Below are 18,875 nucleotides of genomic sequence, written 5' to 3' on the forward strand. Positions count from 1 at the left end.
TAAATATAAACAATATTCCGATAACTAAACATCAGATTTTTCTACTTATGAAAACATGTAAGAATTCAGCTTCCAGCCCTAAAGCTTTTTCTTTTTGTAGGTATACAATTGTACACATATTTGTGTGTTTATAAATGAATTCAATAAGATCCATTCCCCAATCAAATGTTACCAGAGATCCCTCCGGATCAATAGGATTTCCATGGTATATAGGCTCCTTAAGATATTCGATGCTATCCCCGTCTACTCTCGCTCTCTGCACAGTAGCAGGAGAACTATGATACCAAGGAACTGTAAATATATGGACTCCTCCGGACTTTAACACCCTTTTGATCTCTTTAAAAGCCTTTTCGGGATTCATTACATGCTCAAATACGTCTTGAGTAATAAAAATATCAAAGGAGTCATCAGAAAATGTCATACATTCTAGGTTTTCACATCTTGTACCCTGAAAATCTTGGCCAAGAGGGATATTGTTAAAGTATTGAGATGCTGTATAATTCTTACATGTTCTAGAAAATAATTGTGTAGTTGCACCTGCTGGGGATGATTCATGAATAATTTTTCCCTTCCAATTTTGAAAAAAAATGTTCAAAACATTAATTAATGCTCTTTGTCTCGGTATAGAACCACATGTTTTACATAGGTAACAATCTCGAAGCCATTCACCATATTCTATAAATGTAGTTTCTTTTTCACAAATAACACAATAACCCGAATTACTCTTAAAATGATTTACCACTTTAATCCCTCCTCACCTATACACATCTCTTTTAGAATATGTAACCAGTTTTTTTTGGTTAAAACAAAATGACTTATATTTTTTTATTCCTTTCTTAACAGGTCTCCCAAGTTGCTGCGTAATCATTGTAAAATATGCTTGCTCTTCGTCCCCCCGACCTATATAACTTACCAAAACGCTACATAGAATGTTGTCTTTCAGCCTTTGGACACTGTCAAGCTCCCGTTTCAACTCATTTCGAGGCTCAATCACATTCAATCCTGCTTTCGGATACGATTAACCCAAACAATTACTCGTGTGGGTCTAAGGCTCGCTATTGGTGATTTAGTTAGAATCTTACCAAACTGGGTTTCTATCTGCTAAATTACGCACCTTACTTAGTCGCTCCGAAAATCGAGTCACTTATATAAATAATAGCAATAAGCGACTCGCAAGTTGTATGGCTTTTCCACTGCGTATCAAGAACTACAAGTGATGTTTACAGAGCATTATGCTTAATAAAAAAAAGCGTATCCATGGAGGTAGAGCCAGCACATTATTCTATCTCTCTGCTGAAATATCCTATCTATGTTTTACACAAAATTCTTGACGCTCCCCCTCATTATCAGTAAGTTACATAAAAAATGCACAATTTAATATAATTTGCATATAAAAATAGTAGAGTAAACGTTTAGAAGATCATAATTGATAATAGGCACCCGTAATAGTTACAATTTTGATTGTTACAGCAATGTTTTAAGCTTTGCTTCTAGAGAAGAACTCTCTTGGACAACCCCCGAAACATATTTCATCATCCCTTTACAATCACAAAGAAAGACAGGCAAAATCTGCACGGACACAAAATTTATATTCTTTGGTTTACCTGTCTGTTAGGCTCTGGAAAATCGACGATTGCCAGTGCTATTAAAAGTAAATTGCACGAGCTCGGTATTTCCACGTATATTCTCGATGGTGATAACCTCCACGAAGGGATTATAATCAAGATCTCGGATTTTCTGCTGAAGGTCGAAAAGAAAATATTCGTCGAGTAGGAGAAATCACTAAATTAGTGGAAGAAATATTTGTATATGACAAAAAAAGAAGCGCAGCATGGATTTGGAACAATAAAAGAGGCTCATCCTAGTGTAAAAAGCTCTATAGCCAAGGGGATGTATATATCAGGGTCAATTCATATGTTGAACCACCCTTCACATAAAGCTTTCGAAGCGTTCTATATGAGCCAAAAAAAACCGAAAAATGTTCACTGATTTAGGATGGAAAACCATTGTGGGATTTCAAACAAGGAATCCTATTCATAGAGCACATGAATATTTGCAAAAAACAGCTTTGGAAATAGTTGACGTTCTATTTTTGAATCCCCTTGTCGGTGAAACAAAAGAAGACGATGTTCCTGCAGAAATTCGAATGGAAAGCTACCACTTCTCAAAAATTATTATCCAACCGAGCGGGTTCGTCTTGTTGTTTATCCGGTTGCCATGCGTTATACAGGTCCACCTGAAGCTGTTCTACATGCCCTTGTCCGGAAAAATTACGGATACACGCATTTTATTGTAGGGCGTGATCATGCTGGAGTTGGAAATTACTACGACACATATGATGCTCAAAAAATTTTTAACAAATTTGATCCTATAATGATTGGCATTAAGCTGCTATTCTTTGAACATAGTTTTTATTGTAAAAAGTGCATAAATATGGCTTCTGTGAAGATATGCCCGCATTCTAATGAAGACCGTGTTATTTTAAGCGGCACTCAAGTTAGACAAATACTGCGAAACGGACAATTGTTACCGATTGAGTTTACTCGTTCTGAAGTGGCTGAAGTGCTTATAAATGGCTTAAATAAGAATGATACTAACTAGTTGAGTATGTATTTGTGTTATCCTCTCCAACCTAAAAATCTCTAAATGTAAATTTAAAGATTTTATCATTTATTTACAATGAATTTCTTATATACATTTGAATTTTTATCAACTAAATAATACATGAATTAAATTACTTTAAAAGTTATTAGGAGGTGATTTTTATGTCTTCAATAGCAAATAAAAATAGCAAACTGTTTTTGATATTGTCTCTTCATCGTTCCGGGTCAAGTGCAACAGCTGGCGTATTACATCATTTAGGAATAAATATGGGTGATCATTTAGTTGGTGGTACACCAGACAATCCGAAGGGGCATTATGAAAACAGTGAATTTGTCAAAATGAATGATGAAATTCTTCATTCTGTAGGCGCAAGCTGGGATCATCCAGTTTCATGGGATGTCATTATGTCTTCTAGCTTTCCAAAAGATGAAATTCGCTCTTTTCTAACTACGCAAATAAAACCTATATGGGGTTTAAAGGATCCTAGAACACTTTTGACGTTCGATATTTGGAAACCCTACTTAGTGGAAATTGCAGATATTACTTACGTATTTATTTGGCGCCCATTTGAGTCTTCTGCACTTTCATTGGCTCATCGAGATAAACTGGATTTAAATGTTGCAACTTCTATCCTAACCCCATATTATAACAATTTTAAATACTACCGGAACCAACTTGAAAAGGCTGGTCAAGAGATAGTTGATATTCATTTTGATGATCTTTTAAACAAGCCTGAAGTTTTTGTAAAAGAAATAAATTTGAAATTATGTCAAGACCCCCATCACAATCTTGATATAGTCAAGAGCTTTCTAGATGAAACATTAAGACATTTTTAATGTTTCAGCTTATTTTTTATTTTAAATAAAGAGTGAGCCTTGAACTCACTCTTCTAACTATTACCCTAAAATATGATACCTAAAATCCACATGAGGATTTTCATCGCTATTACCTCTTACCATATCACTGAACAAAGACGCTGCAGCGCCTTCTGCTTCTCCCTGCGTTACATTGCAGCGAAGCAGTGCAGGCAATGTACGAATCAGACCTGCCGAGATGGAGTTTATGCAGCTATCAAGATTCCTGGATTTTCAGCCGAACAGGTATTAAATTGTACATAAATTTATTTCGTCAGCAATTTTCCCTTTCTTGCAGATATTCTATCAATCCCTCTTTCCAAGATCTCATTAAACCGAATCCATTCAACCCCAATGCATAATGATTCAAAATTGAATAAGCAGGACGCGGCGCCGCGGCACCGAACTCATTCGTAGAGACAGGTTTTGTATTAGCACTTATATTACATAAGGAAAATATCTCCCTTGCAAATTCATACCATGTACAAATGCCAGCGTTGGATACATGGTATGTTCCATACAATTCTGTTCCCATCAATTTTCGCACACACTGTACTAAATCCTTTACATAAGTAGGTGATCCCGTTTGATCATTTACTACCTTAATTTCATTCTTAGCTTTCGCAAGCTTCAACATGATTTCAACAAAATTATTTCCATACTTGCCGTACAGCCAAGAGGTACGAACTATAAAATAACGCGAATGGAAGCTCTTAACGAAATTCTCCCCCGCATACTTGGAGGCGCCGTAAACGTTTATGGGGTTAGGAAGATCAAACTCGTCATATCCTGTGCTTTTTGTTCCATCGAATACATAATCCGTACTAATATAAACGAGTTTTGCCGAAATATTTTCGGCTGCGACGGCAACATTTCTCGCTCCAAGGGCGTTTACAAGAAATGCTTTATCTCTTTCAGCTTCCGCTAAATCTACTTTTGTATAAGCAGCACAATGAATAACGATATCGGGCTTTATTTCCCTTAAAATCTTATCGACTCCTGAAAAATCCGTTATATCCATCTCATCTCTACTTAAAGCGTAAACCTGATAATCTGACACATTCAAATCTTCAGCAAACTGTTTTCCTAGTTGACCGTTCGCCCCGGTAATTGCGATTTTTTTCATGGCTCTCTCCCTTTACTAGGATGTGCCGTATTTTAAAGGCTTCCACCAAGCTTCATTATGGATATACCATTCAATCGTTTCTTGAAGACCCGTTTCAAACGTATACACAGGCTTCCAGCCAAGCTCTTTTTTAATCTTCTCCGCATCAATGGCGTAGCGCCAATCGTGTCCTAGACGATCCTTTACGAATGTAATTAATTCTTTAGGTTTACCTAAGGTTTTAATAACCAGCTCGACAATTTCAATGTTGCGCTTCTCATTGTTTCCCCCGATATTATAGACCTCTCCCCTTGCCCCTTTATGCAGGACTAAATCAATAGCTGTACAATGATCATATACATGAAGCCAATCTCGAATATTTCTGCCTGTTCCGTATACAGGCAACGGTTTATTTTCCAAGGCATTTGTAATCATGAGAGGAATCAATTTCTCCGGATATTGATAAGGACCATAATTGTTAGAACAGCGGGTAATATTTACGTGTAAGCCATACGTTTTGCAGTAAGCCAATGCAATTAAATCGGCACTTGCTTTACTCGAAGAATAAGGACTGTTAGGGTTCAAAGGAGTATACTCTCCGAAATGACCTGTTTCCCCTAATGAGCCATACACTTCATCAGTGGAGATTTGAACAAATTTTTCAATCTGCTTTTCCTGCGCAGCTTCTAATAGTGTTGTAGTTCCTAATATATTTGTGGAATAAAAAATTTGTGGATTTTCAATACTGCGGTCAACATGCGATTCTGCGGCAAAGTTAATGATGCTGTTAATTTCGTACTGTTTTATGATGTGATGAAGCAATTCTTTATTTTGGATATCTCCTTTGATAAATTGATAATTTTTGCGGTTTTTTATCTCTTCTAAGTTCAATAAGTTTCCGCAGTACGTCAATGCATCATAATTAATAATGTTGTAGTGCGGGTACTTCTTGACGAAGAACCTTATAAAATTACTGCCAATAAAGCCGGCTCCGCCCGTTATTAAAATGTTCATGTGCTTTTCTCACTAAAAAAATTATGATTGCTATCTTTTAAAGACGGCAATGATTGATCTTTGTCAGACAAAATCGGGTGTTTAACCGGCCACTCAATTTGCAGCTCTTCATCATTCCAGCGGATTCCGCTATCATATTGGAAATCGTAATGCTCATCGACCTTATACATTACAATCGTATTAGGGACTAATGTACAAAAGCCATGTGCATACCCTTTTGGCACAAGCAGCTGCCGATGGTTATATTCGCTTAATATAAATCCTTGCCATTTCTTATAGGTAGGGGACCCCTTTTGTAAATCTACAATCACATCAAATACAACCCCTTGCATGACTTGCACGAGCTTCGTTTGAGCTTTTGGATCTGTTTGAAAATGCAAGCCTCTTATTGTCCCTGCTTCTACTGATTTTGATATATTATCCTGAATAAATTCATATGATATCTGTAATTGCTCAAAGACTTTTTTATTATGACTTTCTTTAAAAAATCCCCTATGATCCTTATATACGTCTGGCTCTACAATTTTTACATTCTCGAATACAGTTTCAATTACATTCATCTTCGTCATCACCTTTATTCTTCAGGCTTCTCATCAAAATTCTTACCAAATCGGATATCCTTTGCAAGCGTATTGGCGCGATAAAGGGAATCATGAGTCCCCGCATCACTCCACCAGCCTTGCATTATGTCGTAAGTCAATGTTCCCCTCCGAAGATACTCGTTATTTAAATCTGTTATTTCCAATTCACCGCGTGCAGAAGGCCTCAGCTTTTTAACCATATGAAACACATCAGGATCGTACATGTATATTCCAGTCACTGCGTAAGAGCTTTTAGGATTTTGTGGTTTTTCTTCTATTCTAATGATGTGTCCATCCCTTATTTCAGGAACACCAAACCTTTTGGGGTCAGCAATTTCTTTTAAAAGAATCTTGGCTCCTTCTTCTTGTTGTTTGTACTTTTCCACAAAAGGTTTTAATGTATCGGAAAATACATTATCTCCTAAAATCACAACTATCCTGCTGTTTCCTGCCAAAGATTCACACAATCCTAAAGCCTGTGCAATTCCTCCCGCTCTTTCTTGAACCCGATAGGTAAATGATACTCCAAATTCCACGCCGCTCCCTAAAAAACTCACGACATCTCCCATATGTTCTTTACCGGTTACAATAATGATATCTGTAATATTACATTCCTTTAATCTATAAACAGCATGATAAATCATTGGATACCTTCCTACAGGAAGCAAATGCTTGTTCGTTACTTTTGTAATGGGATATAGACGCGACCCTGTACCTCCAGCGAGAATAATTCCCTTCATCTACTCCCTCCTTATTCAAATTATATATATCTGTAGTTATATAAATAGCTACATATCTTAGGTTAAACACTATATAATGTTAACCTTCAATACGATTACCACGCACTTTATTTTCTGTGTTTTCTCCATATCCATTATACTTTTTACTTTTAAAGGTTATAACCTGCCCTGAGCAAACAGTACGTGCCAGACATGTACTATTTTAAGCTGCGCTTAAACTCCTCTCGTGTTTTCACTAATGATTTCTGGTTGCTTTTCCTTCAATGCCTTCACAGTCACATAATGACTCATTGTTCATTTCCCTTTATTTTTGAAACATAATACCAAAAATTCACAAAATAATATAAAAAAACAGCAAGTTCCCCCACTGCTTCATTCATCCCCAGTATCATTATTTTCTAAATATTACACGAATACTTCTCCTGTACTTAAAATGACAAAGTCCTTAATTCCTAAGTCAACGCCAACGCTTGATCCCATTTTCTGTTTGGGCTGTACCTCTACTTCTGCCAATAGGGATACAAAGTATTTGCCAGATGGATTTCGTCTTACTGTGGCGCTCAGAATACGGCCTTCCACTTCACGGCTTTTTAAACTGATACCATTTGCCTTTTCAGATAGAATGGATTAAATCAGCTGTTTACATACTTCAAAAAATACAAAAAAACTGGCTCCAAAGGTCTCGCTTCAGCGACCTTTAGAGCCAGAATCAAATTAGTTGTTAGCTGCTGTCGTTTTAACCTTCGTTTTGTTTATATCAGGATGGTTATAACTATATTTAGAACGATCTATAGGTGTAAATCCTTTAGGCGTGTAAAAACGTAATAAATCACCATACACTACTTTATCAGACAGACTCAGTTTCGTTTGTACCATTTGTTCATCGCGTGTGATGTCAGCATTCTTTTGAATTTGATTTCCAGTTTTTGAATCGTAATATTTTCCGTTCAACGCAGTGACAGTCGGACTTACATAGCTGCCGTCACGGAACGCTACAACCTGTGAATGCTGTGGTGATAATAAATCGGTACCAAACTGCACATAATCTTTTGTATCAACACCTAGCAAATGAAGCAGCGTCGGAAGAACATCTATCTCTCCGCCATATTGATGCATCACTCCGCCCTGTACACCAGGCGTATGGATAATAAGCGGTACACGCTGCAATTGCGCATCTTCAAAAGGAGTAATTTGTTTTCCCATTACTTGAGACATAGCTTTATCATGGTTTTCTGAAATTCCGTAATGGTCACCGTACATCACAATAATGGAGTGGTCATATAAACCGGATTGTTTCAGATAGTCGATAAATTGCTTTACAGCCTCGTCCAAATAACGCGCTGTCTGGAAATAAGTGTCCACAGATGAATCGCCAGTATTATCTGGTGCAATCGTTGCTTCTTCTTTTGCGATAGGATATGGGAAATGGTTAGACAACGTAATAAATTTTGTGTAAAACGGCTGCTTCAAAGTTTCTAACATCGGAATAGATTCTTTAAAGAATGGCTTATCTTTCAAACCGTAATTCAGCACATCATTACTGTTCATATCATAATAGCTGGCATCAAAAAACTTATCAAATCCAAATGATTTATATATTTCGTCACGATTCCAGAATGTTTTATAGTTACCGTGGAAAACGGCACTTGTATATCCTTGCTGTCCTAAAATTGCCGGAGCAGCCTGGTACGTATTTTGTGCTTTTGTCGTGAATACAGACCCTTGCGGCAATCCGAACAATGAATTTTCCAGCATGAACTCTGCATCAGACGTTTTGCCTTGTCCTGTTTGATGGAAGAAGTTATCAAAGTACATCGTATTCGCATCTTTCGTGAACGAATTTAAAAACGGTGTAACTTCTTGTCCATTCAGTTTGTAGTTGATAAGGAAATTTTGGAATGATTCTAAGTGAATATAGATTACATTCATTCCTTTTCCTTTACCGAAATAAGCCGGATTAGGCTGTGCATACATTGCTTTTGTATTATTAAGAACCGTCGTGACATCATTGCTGTCCGCAAACACACGTTGAGCGGATGATTTTGTACTTTGGATGGCATCATAAATCGTATAGTTGTAAGCACCTAAATATTTAACGAGATAGTTGCGGTCAAATGTTCTTGACAGCAATTGCGGTCGGTCTGTTTCAGCCATGCCTAAGTTTACGCTAAAAACAACGATAGCAATTAAAAATACTAACGAAATTTTACGTCCAGCAACACGAGTTGGTTTTGGTTTAACCATTTTTGCTGCGACAAGCACAATCAAGATGACAGTGTCTAGGAAATAAAGCGGATCATATGCTTTTAACAAAGCGAAAATACTTCCGCCTAAATCACCAAAGTTGTTGGTTTGTGTAAGTGTCGGAAATGTAATAAAGTCATTAAAAAATCGGTAATACACTACATTTGCATACAAAATAAAGGACATAATACAGTTAATGACGATTAACCAAATATATGTTTTTTTCCCTTTCGCAAATAAGGCAAAACCAAGAAAGAAAATAGCTGAGCTTATTGGATTAATAAATAACAGGAATTTCTGCACTGTGTTGCTAATGCCTAAATTAAACTCTACACGATAAGCTATATATGTTTTAGCCCAAAACAGCAAGATTGCAAAAACAAAAAAGCCTAGATGTTTATTAAGTATATTTTGGCATTTACTCAATAAATTTTTCATTTCATCACCCCTAATTACTAAAAAATTTTCTCTTCTATCAATCTTAAAATAATGGCCTTCAGTCTATGAAAACAAAAAACTGATATAAACTAGAAGGCATAGTAAAAAGAGCACATACAACATTATATCTCTCTGTGCTAAAAATAACATGGTTTTCATTTGGAAAATCATCTATTTACTTCTTACTCATATAGATTTTAGCTTTAATTTTTATATTATCCATATACTAAATGCTAGAATTTCTAACGACCTGGAGGGTATTATACACACGTGATGTGTTTTTCGTGCGAACTTTATATGTTTTTTATTTGTAGCGATGTGACTGTACCCCACATCCATCAATTTAAGCATTTAGGCTATTCTTAAAGTTAAAAGCACGTTACTACTCTCTTATGTTAATGAGAAAGGGTGCCGTGCACTATATAAGTTCACTTTGTTATTCCGACATATCTATCGTTTGCCACGTAGAACAAAAAGGAAACTGCACTCGCTCCCTTGCTCTCTCCCCCTAAAAGAAAAGTTTTCATGTCGATTTTTTTAGTTGCATTTATATAGCCTTGCATATCTTAAAAAAATGTAAAAACTTCTTGGTAGAACCCTATTGGCGCAATAAAAAAACTCCTATTGTAGAAGTTGTTGCACTTGTTCGTCCAAAAACAAGTCTTCTACAAAAGAAGTTTACCAATGAATAAAGACACTATAGTACAACCAAGCATGATCTGTCAATGTCTAGAACTTCTGCCTACGGAAAAAGTTGCTTGCCCCCTCCTCAACTATGATGAGAAAAAGCTAACTATGAAAGCGTTACTGAAGATTTTTGTCGCGGCGTAACTTGGGAAATGGGAATCGTATGAAGACATAGAAGAACAGCTTGGGGCGGATGAAGAGTTGCGGGAACATCTGAAGATAGACAGCATCAGCGGTTCACAGCTCAGCAGAAGAATCTATACATTGCCTACCGAGAGGGCTTAAAGGCTTGTTTGTCTCATCATTAGGAAAGTCAAAGACATGACAAGATCACGTTTAGAGGAAAGCAAATGTGACAAGGACATGGATATTCTTTTCGATGGAAAAGTCGTACTCTCTTTCTGCTTACTTTGAGCGTATTCGCATCCTTGATTCCACGACCTTTCAAGTTCCTGATCGATGTTCAGCTACTTATCCTATCGCCAGAAGCAAGGAAAGGAACGAGCAAACTATTAGTAAAAGGAGCTGCGCTTGCGTTAGAAGAGCAAGTGCAGGGTTTGACAACTGGTGTACAGAATTAATTTGGTACAATTGCAGAAGAAGTAAAAGTTGAAAAAGAGATGATGATTCATGCGTTTCGAAGTAAGGAGTAGAGGAAGGAATTGAAGCTATGCGTATGATCAAAAAGGACAAACTTCCTCAGGAGAGAAGTCTGTCCAAAATCAAGCGAAGTTCATCCGTCAACTATTTGGAATAGCTGCATAAATCTCGATTCCGTTAGAAATAAAGTTCTTCTTAACCCTAATAAGACACGTCTTTACTGCTCTTTGTGGAGATGGATGTAATGAAGTATAAGCATATAGAAAGGACAAGAGAGAATACCAATAAGCTCATAATCATGCTCACGACACCTCCCCAGCCAAAAGACGTCCAGAACATTCCTCCAACCGTTCCCCCTACGCTCGAACCAATGTAATAAAAAAATAGGTAGAGCGACGACGCTTGCGCCTTGTCGTGAAGGGCGCGCTGTCCCACCCAACCGCTAGCGATGGAATGACTTCCGAAGAATCCAAAGGTAAAGACCGCAATACCAATGATTTTAATTAGCAAATTGGTACTCAAAGTGGTGCCGGCACCTATAAACATGATGATAAGTGTGATCCACAGCACTTTACGCCGATCAAATTTGTCCGCTAAGCTCCCAATCCAGGCAGAGCTGAATGTCCCAACAAGGTAGACAATAAAAATCCATCCGACCATTGTTTGACTTAGGAAATACGGAGGTTCAATTAATTGAAATCCGATGTAATTATATAACGTGACAAAACTTCCCGCTGACAAAAAACCAATCATATATAAGCAAAGTAACGCTGGATCTTTAAGATGACTCATCATTGAATTCATTAATTTTCCTAGTTCTAGAGTGCGCGGGTGAAAATTTTTGGATGGTGGAAGAGTTAACCAAAATAGCAAGCTGGCTACAACACTCAATACTCCGATACCAACGATGGCCAAGCGCCAATTTAAGAAGTCGGTCAACGTCCCGATAATGATTCGGCCGCCCAACCCTCCAATCGTATTTCCACTAATATACAGGCCCATTGCCACACCTAAGCTGGTGGGTTCGATCTCTTCACCAAGATAAGCCATCGCAATCGAAGGCAATCCTGCAAACAGGATGCCTTCTAGTATCCTAAGGGCTAATAAGAGATGAAAATTTGGAACAAATGATGTAAGCAAAACCAACGCCGAAACGGAGAACAGTGAAAGTGTCATGATTGGTTTGCGCCCCCATGCTTCTGATAAGGAGCCGACAAGCAACATGCTGATCGCCAAAGCAATAGTAGTCAACGATAATGATAGGCTAGCAACAGTCGGAGATATGTGAAACATCTTGGAGAACTCCGGTAACAGCGGCTGTACACAATATAAATTGGCAAATGTACTGAAGCCCCCCGCGAACAAAGCAAGATTGGTCTTGCGAAAAGCAGATGTACCTCGTTTGATATAACTCATGATGGAATCACTCCTATATATAAATGATTTATAATTTCGACATATGAGCCGCTGCTATGCAGAACAAAAGGCAGCCTGCACTTGCTTCCTCTCTCTCATCCTTATATGGGACAGGAAAAGAGGTTGACCGCTTCTATGCTCTTTCCTCACTATAAAAAGACGGTTTTTTTATTCAGTTGTATATAGTTTCTGCAATCTATTGTATAACAAGCTTATATTTACAGCCCTATAGCTATAGATTATCCGTTTTAGAATTTTACATATTACGAAAACATCCTCGAGTCTGTTTCTAAAATTATTTTATCACCTTCCTTTTATAACGTATAATGTATTATACAAATCAAATTAATGCATATAGGTTATGGATTTTAATGGATTAATCAGGAGGTATTTTTAATTGGAATGGCATCATTTTGAATATTTTCAAACTCTCGCACGTACACAACACATGACACGTTCAGCTAAGCTTCTATCAATATCTCAACCTGCGTTAAGTCGCTCTATTTCTCGATTAGAGGATGAATTAGGTGTTCCACTATTTGAACGTCAAGGACGTTCGATTAGATTAAATCGATATGGTCACATCTTTTTAAAGCGTGTAGATTGTATTATGAAAGAATTCTATGAAGGTAAACAGGAAATTCAAGATCTGCTCGAGCCAGATCAGGGAGAAGTGTCGCTTGGTTTTCTACACACGCTGAGTACGAACCTTATTCCAGATTTAATTGCTTCTTTTCGTACTAACTATCCAAAAATCAACTTTCAACTCAGACAAAGTCCCTCCCATACTCTTCTCGAACAGTTACAATTAGGAGAATTGGATCTTTGCCTACTTGCTCCTATGGAAATGAAACCACCGATTCAGTGGGCTCAGCTCTGGAGTGAGGAACTCTTTGTTATCGTCCCTAAAGGCCACCAATTTGCTAGTCACGAAAGTATCACGTTAAAAGAAATTGCAGATGAGTCGTTTATTCTTTTAAAAAAAGGGTTTTCACTCCGCATAACTACCGAGCAATTGTTTCAAGAAGCGGGAATTACACCTAAGATTACATTTGAAGGAGAGGAAGCAGACACCGTGGCAGGGCTTGTTGCTGCTGGGCTGGGGGTTTCAATTCTACCCGATCTCAAGGGGGTAGACCAGAGTAAAATATCACAAATACCGGTACGTTGGCCGAAGTGCCAACGGGTAATCGGAATAGCTTGGGTCGAGGGAAGGTACTTATCACCTGCAGCTCAACAATTTAAACAATTTGTTTTGGATCATTTCTACGAATTAGAATAGGAATTCCTGTACAAGTTTTAAAGTTCTGGTGCAAACACAATGTGAATTTGAAGTTAGTTCACTAAATAATTTCAATAGTAACATCCACTTCTCAGAAAAAGGAATTAATGTTATCGTTTTTTCTAGACGCAATGCAAGCTATAGATAAAAGGAGCTAATATAATGAAGGTAGTTGCATCTAAGCCTTTTACATACAGAGGCGGAAATAAAGCTGTTCTTTTGCTTCACGGATTTACGGGAAACACAGGAGATGTAAGAATGTTAGGTCGGTATCTACAAGAACGCGGCTATACCTGCCATGCTCCTTTATACAAAGGACACGGACTGGAACCTAAAGAACTAATACACACTGGTCCAGAGGATTGGTGGCAAGACGTAATGGGTGGTTATCATTTCCTTAAAAATGAAGGCTTCGAGGAGATTGCCGTTGCAGGGGTTTCCCTAGGAGGAGTTTTCTCATTAAAAGTAGGCGCCGAATTACCCGTAAAGGGTGTTGTTTCAATGTGTGCTCCCGCGCAAGGAAAAAGCATTGATGAATTATATAAACGTGTACTCAATTATGCTAAGGGATATAAGAAGTTTGAGGGCAAAAACGAGGAACAAATCTCTTCGGAAATGAACCAATTTGAAAAAACACCTATGCATTCCCTGAAAGACCTTCAACAAATAATCGTTGATACGAGTGAAAAACTCCATTTAATCTCTTCACCAACCCTCGTTTTACAGGGGCGCTTGGATGATGCTCTATACACCGAGAGTGCTACAGTTATCTACAATACTGTGAATACGGAGAAGAAACAACTAAAATGGTATGAACAATCTGGTCACATTATTACGTTAGATAAAGAACGTGAGCAGGTGTACGAGGATGTGTATACATTCTTAAATAGATTAAATTGGTAACGTGCAAAACAAAGGCTACGCTTATTACAAAAAAAAATCTGCTACCTTATTGACATGAGTTATCGGTAGTTAGTAATTTCACTTCTCTCACTGTTTACTTTGCGGTCTAGGACAGGAATTCTATCACTACCGACGATAAGAACAACAACGAAACGGTTTAATATGCGAAAAGAAAAGCAACCAAAAACCACTACAAGACGGTTTATTGGTTGCTCTTTTGTTTGCTTCGAGATTACCGAAATTTTATTCGGCAGTGCATTTGTAACACTCATAAAGAAATTGCTCATTTTGTTCAGCCTTTAGCATTGCTGCGAATCTTGATCAACAACTGCCGAAAATCAATTTCCATAAGAATAAGAGAAAGCATAATAAGCGTTCCTCCAAACACCAACTCAACTGTAAATATTTCAAAACCAAACGCTATTGAAAAAACGCTTCCAAAAACTCCTTCAAGCATCATAATTAGTCCAGCAGATGTTGCGGAAGTATGTTTTTGTGCTAAAACCTGAACAGTTTGACCAACAAACGAACATATTATTCCCATGTATAGCAATGGTACTATTGCAACAGACCAATTGACACCCGCAAGCTGTCCTTTCTCTACCAAGAGGAAAAAAACTAATCCGCCTATTGCTTGTACAGCTGCAAGCATAAAAGCTACAATACTAACATCTGTTGTTCTTGCTCCATAGCTGAGATATGCAATAGAGCCTGCATAAAACAACGCACAGATAAGGGAGTATACGTCACCTATATTTATGGTTAATGCTTCGTTTAATATTCCTGTTAATATGACCATTCCCAGTAAACAAAAAGTAATGGAAACAAAGCTTTTTACTTGAAACTTTTTTCCATATATAGCCCAGGCTATAAAAGGCACAATTACCACATACGTTGCTGAAATAAAGGCGTTATTCGATGGAGTGGTATACTTGACACCAATAGTCTGTGTAATATATCCGCCAAAATTAAGCAATCCCGCAATTAGCCCTATTTTAAATGCTTTAAAAGTCATTTTAAATATTTTTTTATGAAAAAATATAAGTGCTAAAACAACAAAGAGAAAACCTCGAAAAAAGTTTATGAATCCCGCAGACACATTTGCGTCTAGAGCTATTTTTGTTACAACAAACCCAGAACTCCAAAGTACAGAAGTTAACAATAGTAGTACGTTTGCCATTGATTTTGTCATTTTCATATACTAACTCTCCTTTTCTATTTTAATAAAAAAATCCCGTCTCTTTAAGAGACGGGATTGATCTACTCTTATATTGTTTTCATTGAACATTCAACGATAATTAGTAACGGAATTGATTTTCCGACACCCCCTAATTTGGTTTTAGGGAGTTTTTTAGAAGTTCTCTTCATTATGATAAAATTAGGCTTGCGTCTTCTCTAACAACTACTAATTTGATGCATAATTATTAACTTCTTTATGTATTTTTTGAATCTTTTTATTAATGTACTACATTAACTTAATGAAATCAACCAGAAATCTTGGATACCCGATTCTTAAGTATGTCTATTTTCGTTATTCAACTGACCTAATATGTAATTTATGAAAAAGGCATAAACAAAAAACCAAGGGATGGATAGAACTGTGTAAACTAAACCCATAATAATAAGCTGTTGAATAGCATCTGCCCCTGTTTTTACAAATTGCGGTAAAACCGTTAAGAAAAATACTGCAACCTCCGGATTAAGCACAAAGGAACGCTCTTTTTAAGTTCTAAATCTCTTTGGCTAATTTTTGTAAGCGTTCTTTGTCTTGAATGATGTAGCCTCGTGATTGTTTTTCAATGATGTTTGCCTCGCATAGCTGCGCTAGTACGTGAAGTAGATGGCGATATGAGACGCCTAAGTATTCGCATACTTCGGTGTGTTTTTCTTTGTAAAAGTTATGATCGGCTGACATAAGTATAAAGGCGGCAAGGCGGTTTTCAAGTGGATAAGCTTGACTTTGCGCATATTTGGCTGAAATCATAGCCGCCTTTTTACTTAAAAAGATGCATAAATATCTTAGAAAAGTGGTGTCCGTTAAGAGTTCATCTTTACAGGCATGAATTGGAATGGCAAGACAAATTACTTGCGTGGCAGTTTGGATCCCTTTGGAATAGAGTTCCGCATTTAACAGTTCAATTTCGCCCATGAAGGTTGGAGCTTGTAAAAAATTGATGAGCGACACTTTGCCATTTTTGTGTGTAACATATATTTTTGCCTTATTGGACAGGATGGCTCGTACAGGCAAAAGGATTGAGTGTGACGGAAGCAAGTCTAATCATGGGATTTGGATTATTGGCACGCGGTGCATCGACGCTGTTTGTCTTCCCACTTGCATCTAAGTATTGGAGCAGTCAAACGGTTATTCTTGTTTTGACAGTTAGCTCACTTGTAGCGACGGTCCTTTATATTCTCTCTTCGTCATTTAGCACGCTTTTTGTTGTAACAGTTCTATTTAGTGCCGTTTATCCAGCCCTACTTCCTGCTATTGATAGTACAGCAGGTACCTTAGTACAGCAAGGGAACATACATTACGGGAAAAGTCGTTCGTATGGATCAATTGGCTTTGTTATCTCGGTGCTTATCATTAGTATCATAACAGGCTATTTTGGGGATCGGGCGATTTTATGGAGTATGATGGCTGGACTTTGTTTAATGTTTTTAATGAGCGTTCTACCGACACCAGCTGTACTGTTAGTGAAACCGGCAGCGAAGGATCGTAAGGAGTCACTAACGATGCGCAGTTTATGGAAGGTTAAAAGTTTCCCAAGCGTACAAAATTTCCGAAATATTGGCTGTACCCCATCACCATCAAGCTAACACTGGTAAAGAGTTTTTAGGGATATAATATTTTAAACCAAACCATTTACTTCAGGAGCGAAATCGTGACGTGCGATGGGCTTGAAGAATAAGAAATAATACTCAGGTCATACTGATAGCAGCGATAGTTTTTCTGGCCTATTTTTCACAAAGAGAAGCAAGGAGATTAAAATCATGGAATTCGTAGACAAGCTGTTTGAATTTTATCGGGACCGGTTAACGGGTGAAGAGGAAGACGCCGAGATCATTGTGGCTTCTCTTCTGGGAGAGATGGAGCGCGAAGATGTTCTCGATTTGATACAGGAAATGGATGACGAGGAACTGTACGGGCTAATCGGTTTTTATTTGATAAAAAGCTTGAAAGCAAGGATAGCGAAAGAAGAGTTGAATGAAAATGAGCTCCCAAAGTTTCATTAACGTAAAAAGGAAAAGCGTTTAGGTACTACATTCCATTAGAAAGGAGATGCAGCGATAATGAAAAAGAAAAAAGAACCCTTGTTTCAAAGCGGAGAATCAGTGAAAGATGAACGTAAGGGGCATTACAGTATGGACCCGGAGATGAGTCTTCAATCAGTGAACTTTGCGACAACTGAAAATCCCTACTTGAACGAGCACTATCAAGAAGATTCCAAAGAAGATGAATAGGATTGTCCTGCCCTTCACATAAAATCTTGAATGTTTATGCCATTGCAAGAAAATAAAAAGACGCTTGCACAAAGCAAGCGTCCCATACGAAATTTGCGGCGAAAGACCGCGCGCCACATCGCGCGTTTAGCCCGAAGGCTTATCATCCGACTTATGCAAATCAGCTCATCGCTCAAATAATATAACATAAAACAGAAATTCGCACAAGTCTTTTATCATTTCACTTCCACTTTTTTCGTTCCCCTTAGATTCCCTTTGTATTGCCGCCTTTAATATATTAAACTTAAAATGAAATCCATATTAAGCAAAACAACATATAATTTCATTCGTATAACCCTCTTATTTTCAACGCATTTCGACACAAAAACCACATGAACCTCCCCCACTTACTCGCATCCGCTCCTTGAAGTGGAGGTTTCTTAGCACCAACAAAGACAAGGTCCCATGAGAAGCGGATTTGCCATCTCCTCTCTGCACCTATGCAGGGGCTCCTTCCTTTATCTGACTAAGCAACTTCTGCACACACAGAAGGGTGGGAACACACCGTCTACTACTTTTTGCTTACGCAATCCGTAGATACTTTCTTTTTGTTTCTTCTGGGATATGACGCATCTCTCCGTACAGTTCTTTTGCCAAGATGTTGCGAGCACCATGAATGTCCCGGTGTTCTTCGTAGCCGCACACACAAACGTAGTTGCGTGTCCGCACTTTCTTTCTTCTTTGACAACATGGACATGTTTGAGAAGTGTATGCTTCGTCTACAAGAAACAAGAGAATGCCTTTTGCGTGCAGTTTATACGCCAAATACGCGCGGAGTGTGCCAAATGACCAATTTGACAGCTTTTGGTTGACGTGTTTCGTCCGTTTTTTCTTTTTCCTTCGCTGTACGCCTTCTGGATTGCCGACGAAAACTTGCTTCACTTCGTTTTCCAGGCACCAATC

General features: G+C 37.8%; 16 protein-coding genes and 5 pseudogenes. 9 read left to right on the forward strand and 12 right to left on the reverse strand.

All coding sequences use genetic code 11. The annotated features are described in order from the left end of the window. Nucleotides 1-31: 31 nt before the first annotated feature. The gene (locus H540_RS0128180) at nucleotides 32-742 is read right to left on the reverse strand and encodes a class I SAM-dependent methyltransferase (RefSeq protein WP_028403414.1); all 711 of its coding nucleotides are present in this window, start codon (nucleotides 740-742) and stop codon (nucleotides 32-34) included. Nucleotides 743-1,506: 764 nt separating this feature from the next. On the opposite strand from H540_RS0128180, the pseudogene H540_RS35800 reads away from it, so the two are divergent. The 3 genes and pseudogenes from H540_RS35800 to H540_RS0128205 form a co-directional block, all read left to right on the forward strand. Beyond that, a pseudogene (locus H540_RS35800) lies at nucleotides 1,507-1,650 on the forward strand (adenylyl-sulfate kinase); the annotation flags it as partial. A 144-nt stretch (nucleotides 1,651-1,794) separates the two neighbouring features. Further along, nucleotides 1,795-2,601 (forward strand): annotated as a pseudogene (gene sat / locus H540_RS32800) (sulfate adenylyltransferase); the annotation flags it as partial. A gap of 164 nt (nucleotides 2,602-2,765) precedes the next feature. Continuing rightward, nucleotides 2,766-3,440: a sulfotransferase family protein gene (locus H540_RS0128205; RefSeq protein WP_034672144.1), complete on the forward strand. Its 675-nt coding sequence runs from the start codon at nucleotides 2,766-2,768 to the stop codon at nucleotides 3,438-3,440. Between the two features lie 292 nt (nucleotides 3,441-3,732). Here H540_RS0128205 and rfbD read toward each other — a convergent pair whose 3' ends face one another. From rfbD to ltaS, 6 genes and pseudogenes are all read right to left on the reverse strand, one after another. Next, the gene (gene rfbD / locus H540_RS0128210; protein ID WP_028403420.1) at nucleotides 3,733-4,584 is read right to left on the reverse strand and encodes a dTDP-4-dehydrorhamnose reductase; all 852 of its coding nucleotides are present in this window, start codon (nucleotides 4,582-4,584) and stop codon (nucleotides 3,733-3,735) included. A 15-nt stretch (nucleotides 4,585-4,599) separates the two neighbouring features. Further along, the gene (gene rfbB, locus H540_RS0128215) at nucleotides 4,600-5,577 is read right to left on the reverse strand and encodes a dTDP-glucose 4,6-dehydratase (protein ID WP_028403421.1); all 978 of its coding nucleotides are present in this window, start codon (nucleotides 5,575-5,577) and stop codon (nucleotides 4,600-4,602) included. Further along, nucleotides 5,574-6,137, reverse strand: a complete 564-nt coding sequence (gene rfbC, locus H540_RS0128220) for a dTDP-4-dehydrorhamnose 3,5-epimerase (protein ID WP_028403422.1) — start codon at nucleotides 6,135-6,137, stop codon at nucleotides 5,574-5,576. Before rfbC ends, rfbB begins: the two co-directional genes overlap by 4 nt. 14 nt (nucleotides 6,138-6,151) lie before the next feature. Beyond that, nucleotides 6,152-6,898 (reverse strand): sugar phosphate nucleotidyltransferase, encoded by a 747-nt coding sequence (locus tag H540_RS0128225; RefSeq protein ID WP_028403423.1) that lies wholly within the window; start codon nucleotides 6,896-6,898, stop codon nucleotides 6,152-6,154. A gap of 411 nt (nucleotides 6,899-7,309) precedes the next feature. Next, nucleotides 7,310-7,489: pseudogene (locus H540_RS32805) on the reverse strand (IS200/IS605 family element RNA-guided endonuclease TnpB); the annotation flags it as partial. A 123-nt stretch (nucleotides 7,490-7,612) separates the two neighbouring features. Continuing rightward, entirely contained in the window at nucleotides 7,613-9,580 is a 1,968-nt protein-coding gene (gene ltaS / locus H540_RS0128240; RefSeq protein WP_028403424.1) for a lipoteichoic acid synthase, read from the reverse strand. A gap of 1,345 nt (nucleotides 9,581-10,925) precedes the next feature. On the opposite strand from ltaS, the pseudogene H540_RS35805 reads away from it, so the two are divergent. Then, nucleotides 10,926-11,032 (forward strand): annotated as a pseudogene (locus H540_RS35805) (IS6 family transposase); the annotation flags it as partial. Between the two features lie 36 nt (nucleotides 11,033-11,068). Here H540_RS35805 and H540_RS0128250 read toward each other — a convergent pair. After that, entirely contained in the window at nucleotides 11,069-12,283 is a 1,215-nt protein-coding gene (locus H540_RS0128250) for an MFS transporter (RefSeq protein WP_028403425.1), read from the reverse strand. Between the two features lie 397 nt (nucleotides 12,284-12,680). On the opposite strand from H540_RS0128250, the gene H540_RS0128255 reads away from it, so the two are divergent. Beyond that, complete coding sequence (locus tag H540_RS0128255; protein WP_028403426.1) at nucleotides 12,681-13,565, forward strand: LysR family transcriptional regulator; 885 nt, start codon at nucleotides 12,681-12,683, stop codon at nucleotides 13,563-13,565. Between the two features lie 162 nt (nucleotides 13,566-13,727). Next, nucleotides 13,728-14,468 (forward strand): alpha/beta hydrolase, encoded by a 741-nt coding sequence (locus tag H540_RS0128260; RefSeq protein WP_028403427.1) that lies wholly within the window; start codon nucleotides 13,728-13,730, stop codon nucleotides 14,466-14,468. A 292-nt stretch (nucleotides 14,469-14,760) separates the two neighbouring features. Here the strand turns inward: H540_RS0128260 and H540_RS0128265 are convergent, their stop codons facing one another. The 3 genes and pseudogenes from H540_RS0128265 to yeiL form a co-directional block, all read right to left on the reverse strand. Then, entirely contained in the window at nucleotides 14,761-15,666 is a 906-nt protein-coding gene (locus H540_RS0128265) for a DMT family transporter (RefSeq protein ID WP_028403428.1), read from the reverse strand. A gap of 314 nt (nucleotides 15,667-15,980) precedes the next feature. Continuing rightward, nucleotides 15,981-16,175, reverse strand: coding sequence for a LysE family transporter (locus H540_RS0128270; RefSeq protein WP_028403429.1), 195 nt, complete (start codon nucleotides 16,173-16,175; stop codon nucleotides 15,981-15,983). 22 nt (nucleotides 16,176-16,197) lie between these two features. After that, a pseudogene (gene yeiL, locus H540_RS31165) lies at nucleotides 16,198-16,701 on the reverse strand (transcriptional regulator YeiL); the annotation flags it as partial. A 26-nt stretch (nucleotides 16,702-16,727) separates the two neighbouring features. On the opposite strand from yeiL, the gene H540_RS31170 reads away from it, so the two are divergent. The 3 genes from H540_RS31170 (at nucleotide 16,728) to H540_RS34170 (ending at nucleotide 17,933) form a co-directional block, all read left to right on the forward strand. Further along, complete coding sequence (locus H540_RS31170) at nucleotides 16,728-17,288, forward strand: MFS transporter (protein WP_051317331.1); 561 nt, start codon at nucleotides 16,728-16,730, stop codon at nucleotides 17,286-17,288. A 174-nt stretch (nucleotides 17,289-17,462) separates the two neighbouring features. Then, the gene (locus H540_RS0128285; protein ID WP_028403430.1) at nucleotides 17,463-17,705 is read left to right on the forward strand and encodes a DUF6154 family protein; all 243 of its coding nucleotides are present in this window, start codon (nucleotides 17,463-17,465) and stop codon (nucleotides 17,703-17,705) included. 57 nt (nucleotides 17,706-17,762) lie between these two features. Further along, nucleotides 17,763-17,933, forward strand: a complete 171-nt coding sequence (locus H540_RS34170) for a hypothetical protein (RefSeq protein ID WP_169729591.1) — start codon at nucleotides 17,763-17,765, stop codon at nucleotides 17,931-17,933. A 561-nt stretch (nucleotides 17,934-18,494) separates the two neighbouring features. Here the strand turns inward: H540_RS34170 and H540_RS0128295 are convergent. After that, nucleotides 18,495-18,875: zinc ribbon domain-containing protein (locus H540_RS0128295; protein ID WP_028403431.1), on the reverse strand; the 381-nt coding region annotated here is incomplete at its 5' end.

Origin of the sequence: Ectobacillus panaciterrae DSM 19096 (assembly GCF_000430785.1) — a bacterium.
GTDB classification, from domain to species: domain Bacteria; phylum Bacillota; class Bacilli; order Bacillales; family Bacillaceae_G; genus Ectobacillus; species Ectobacillus panaciterrae.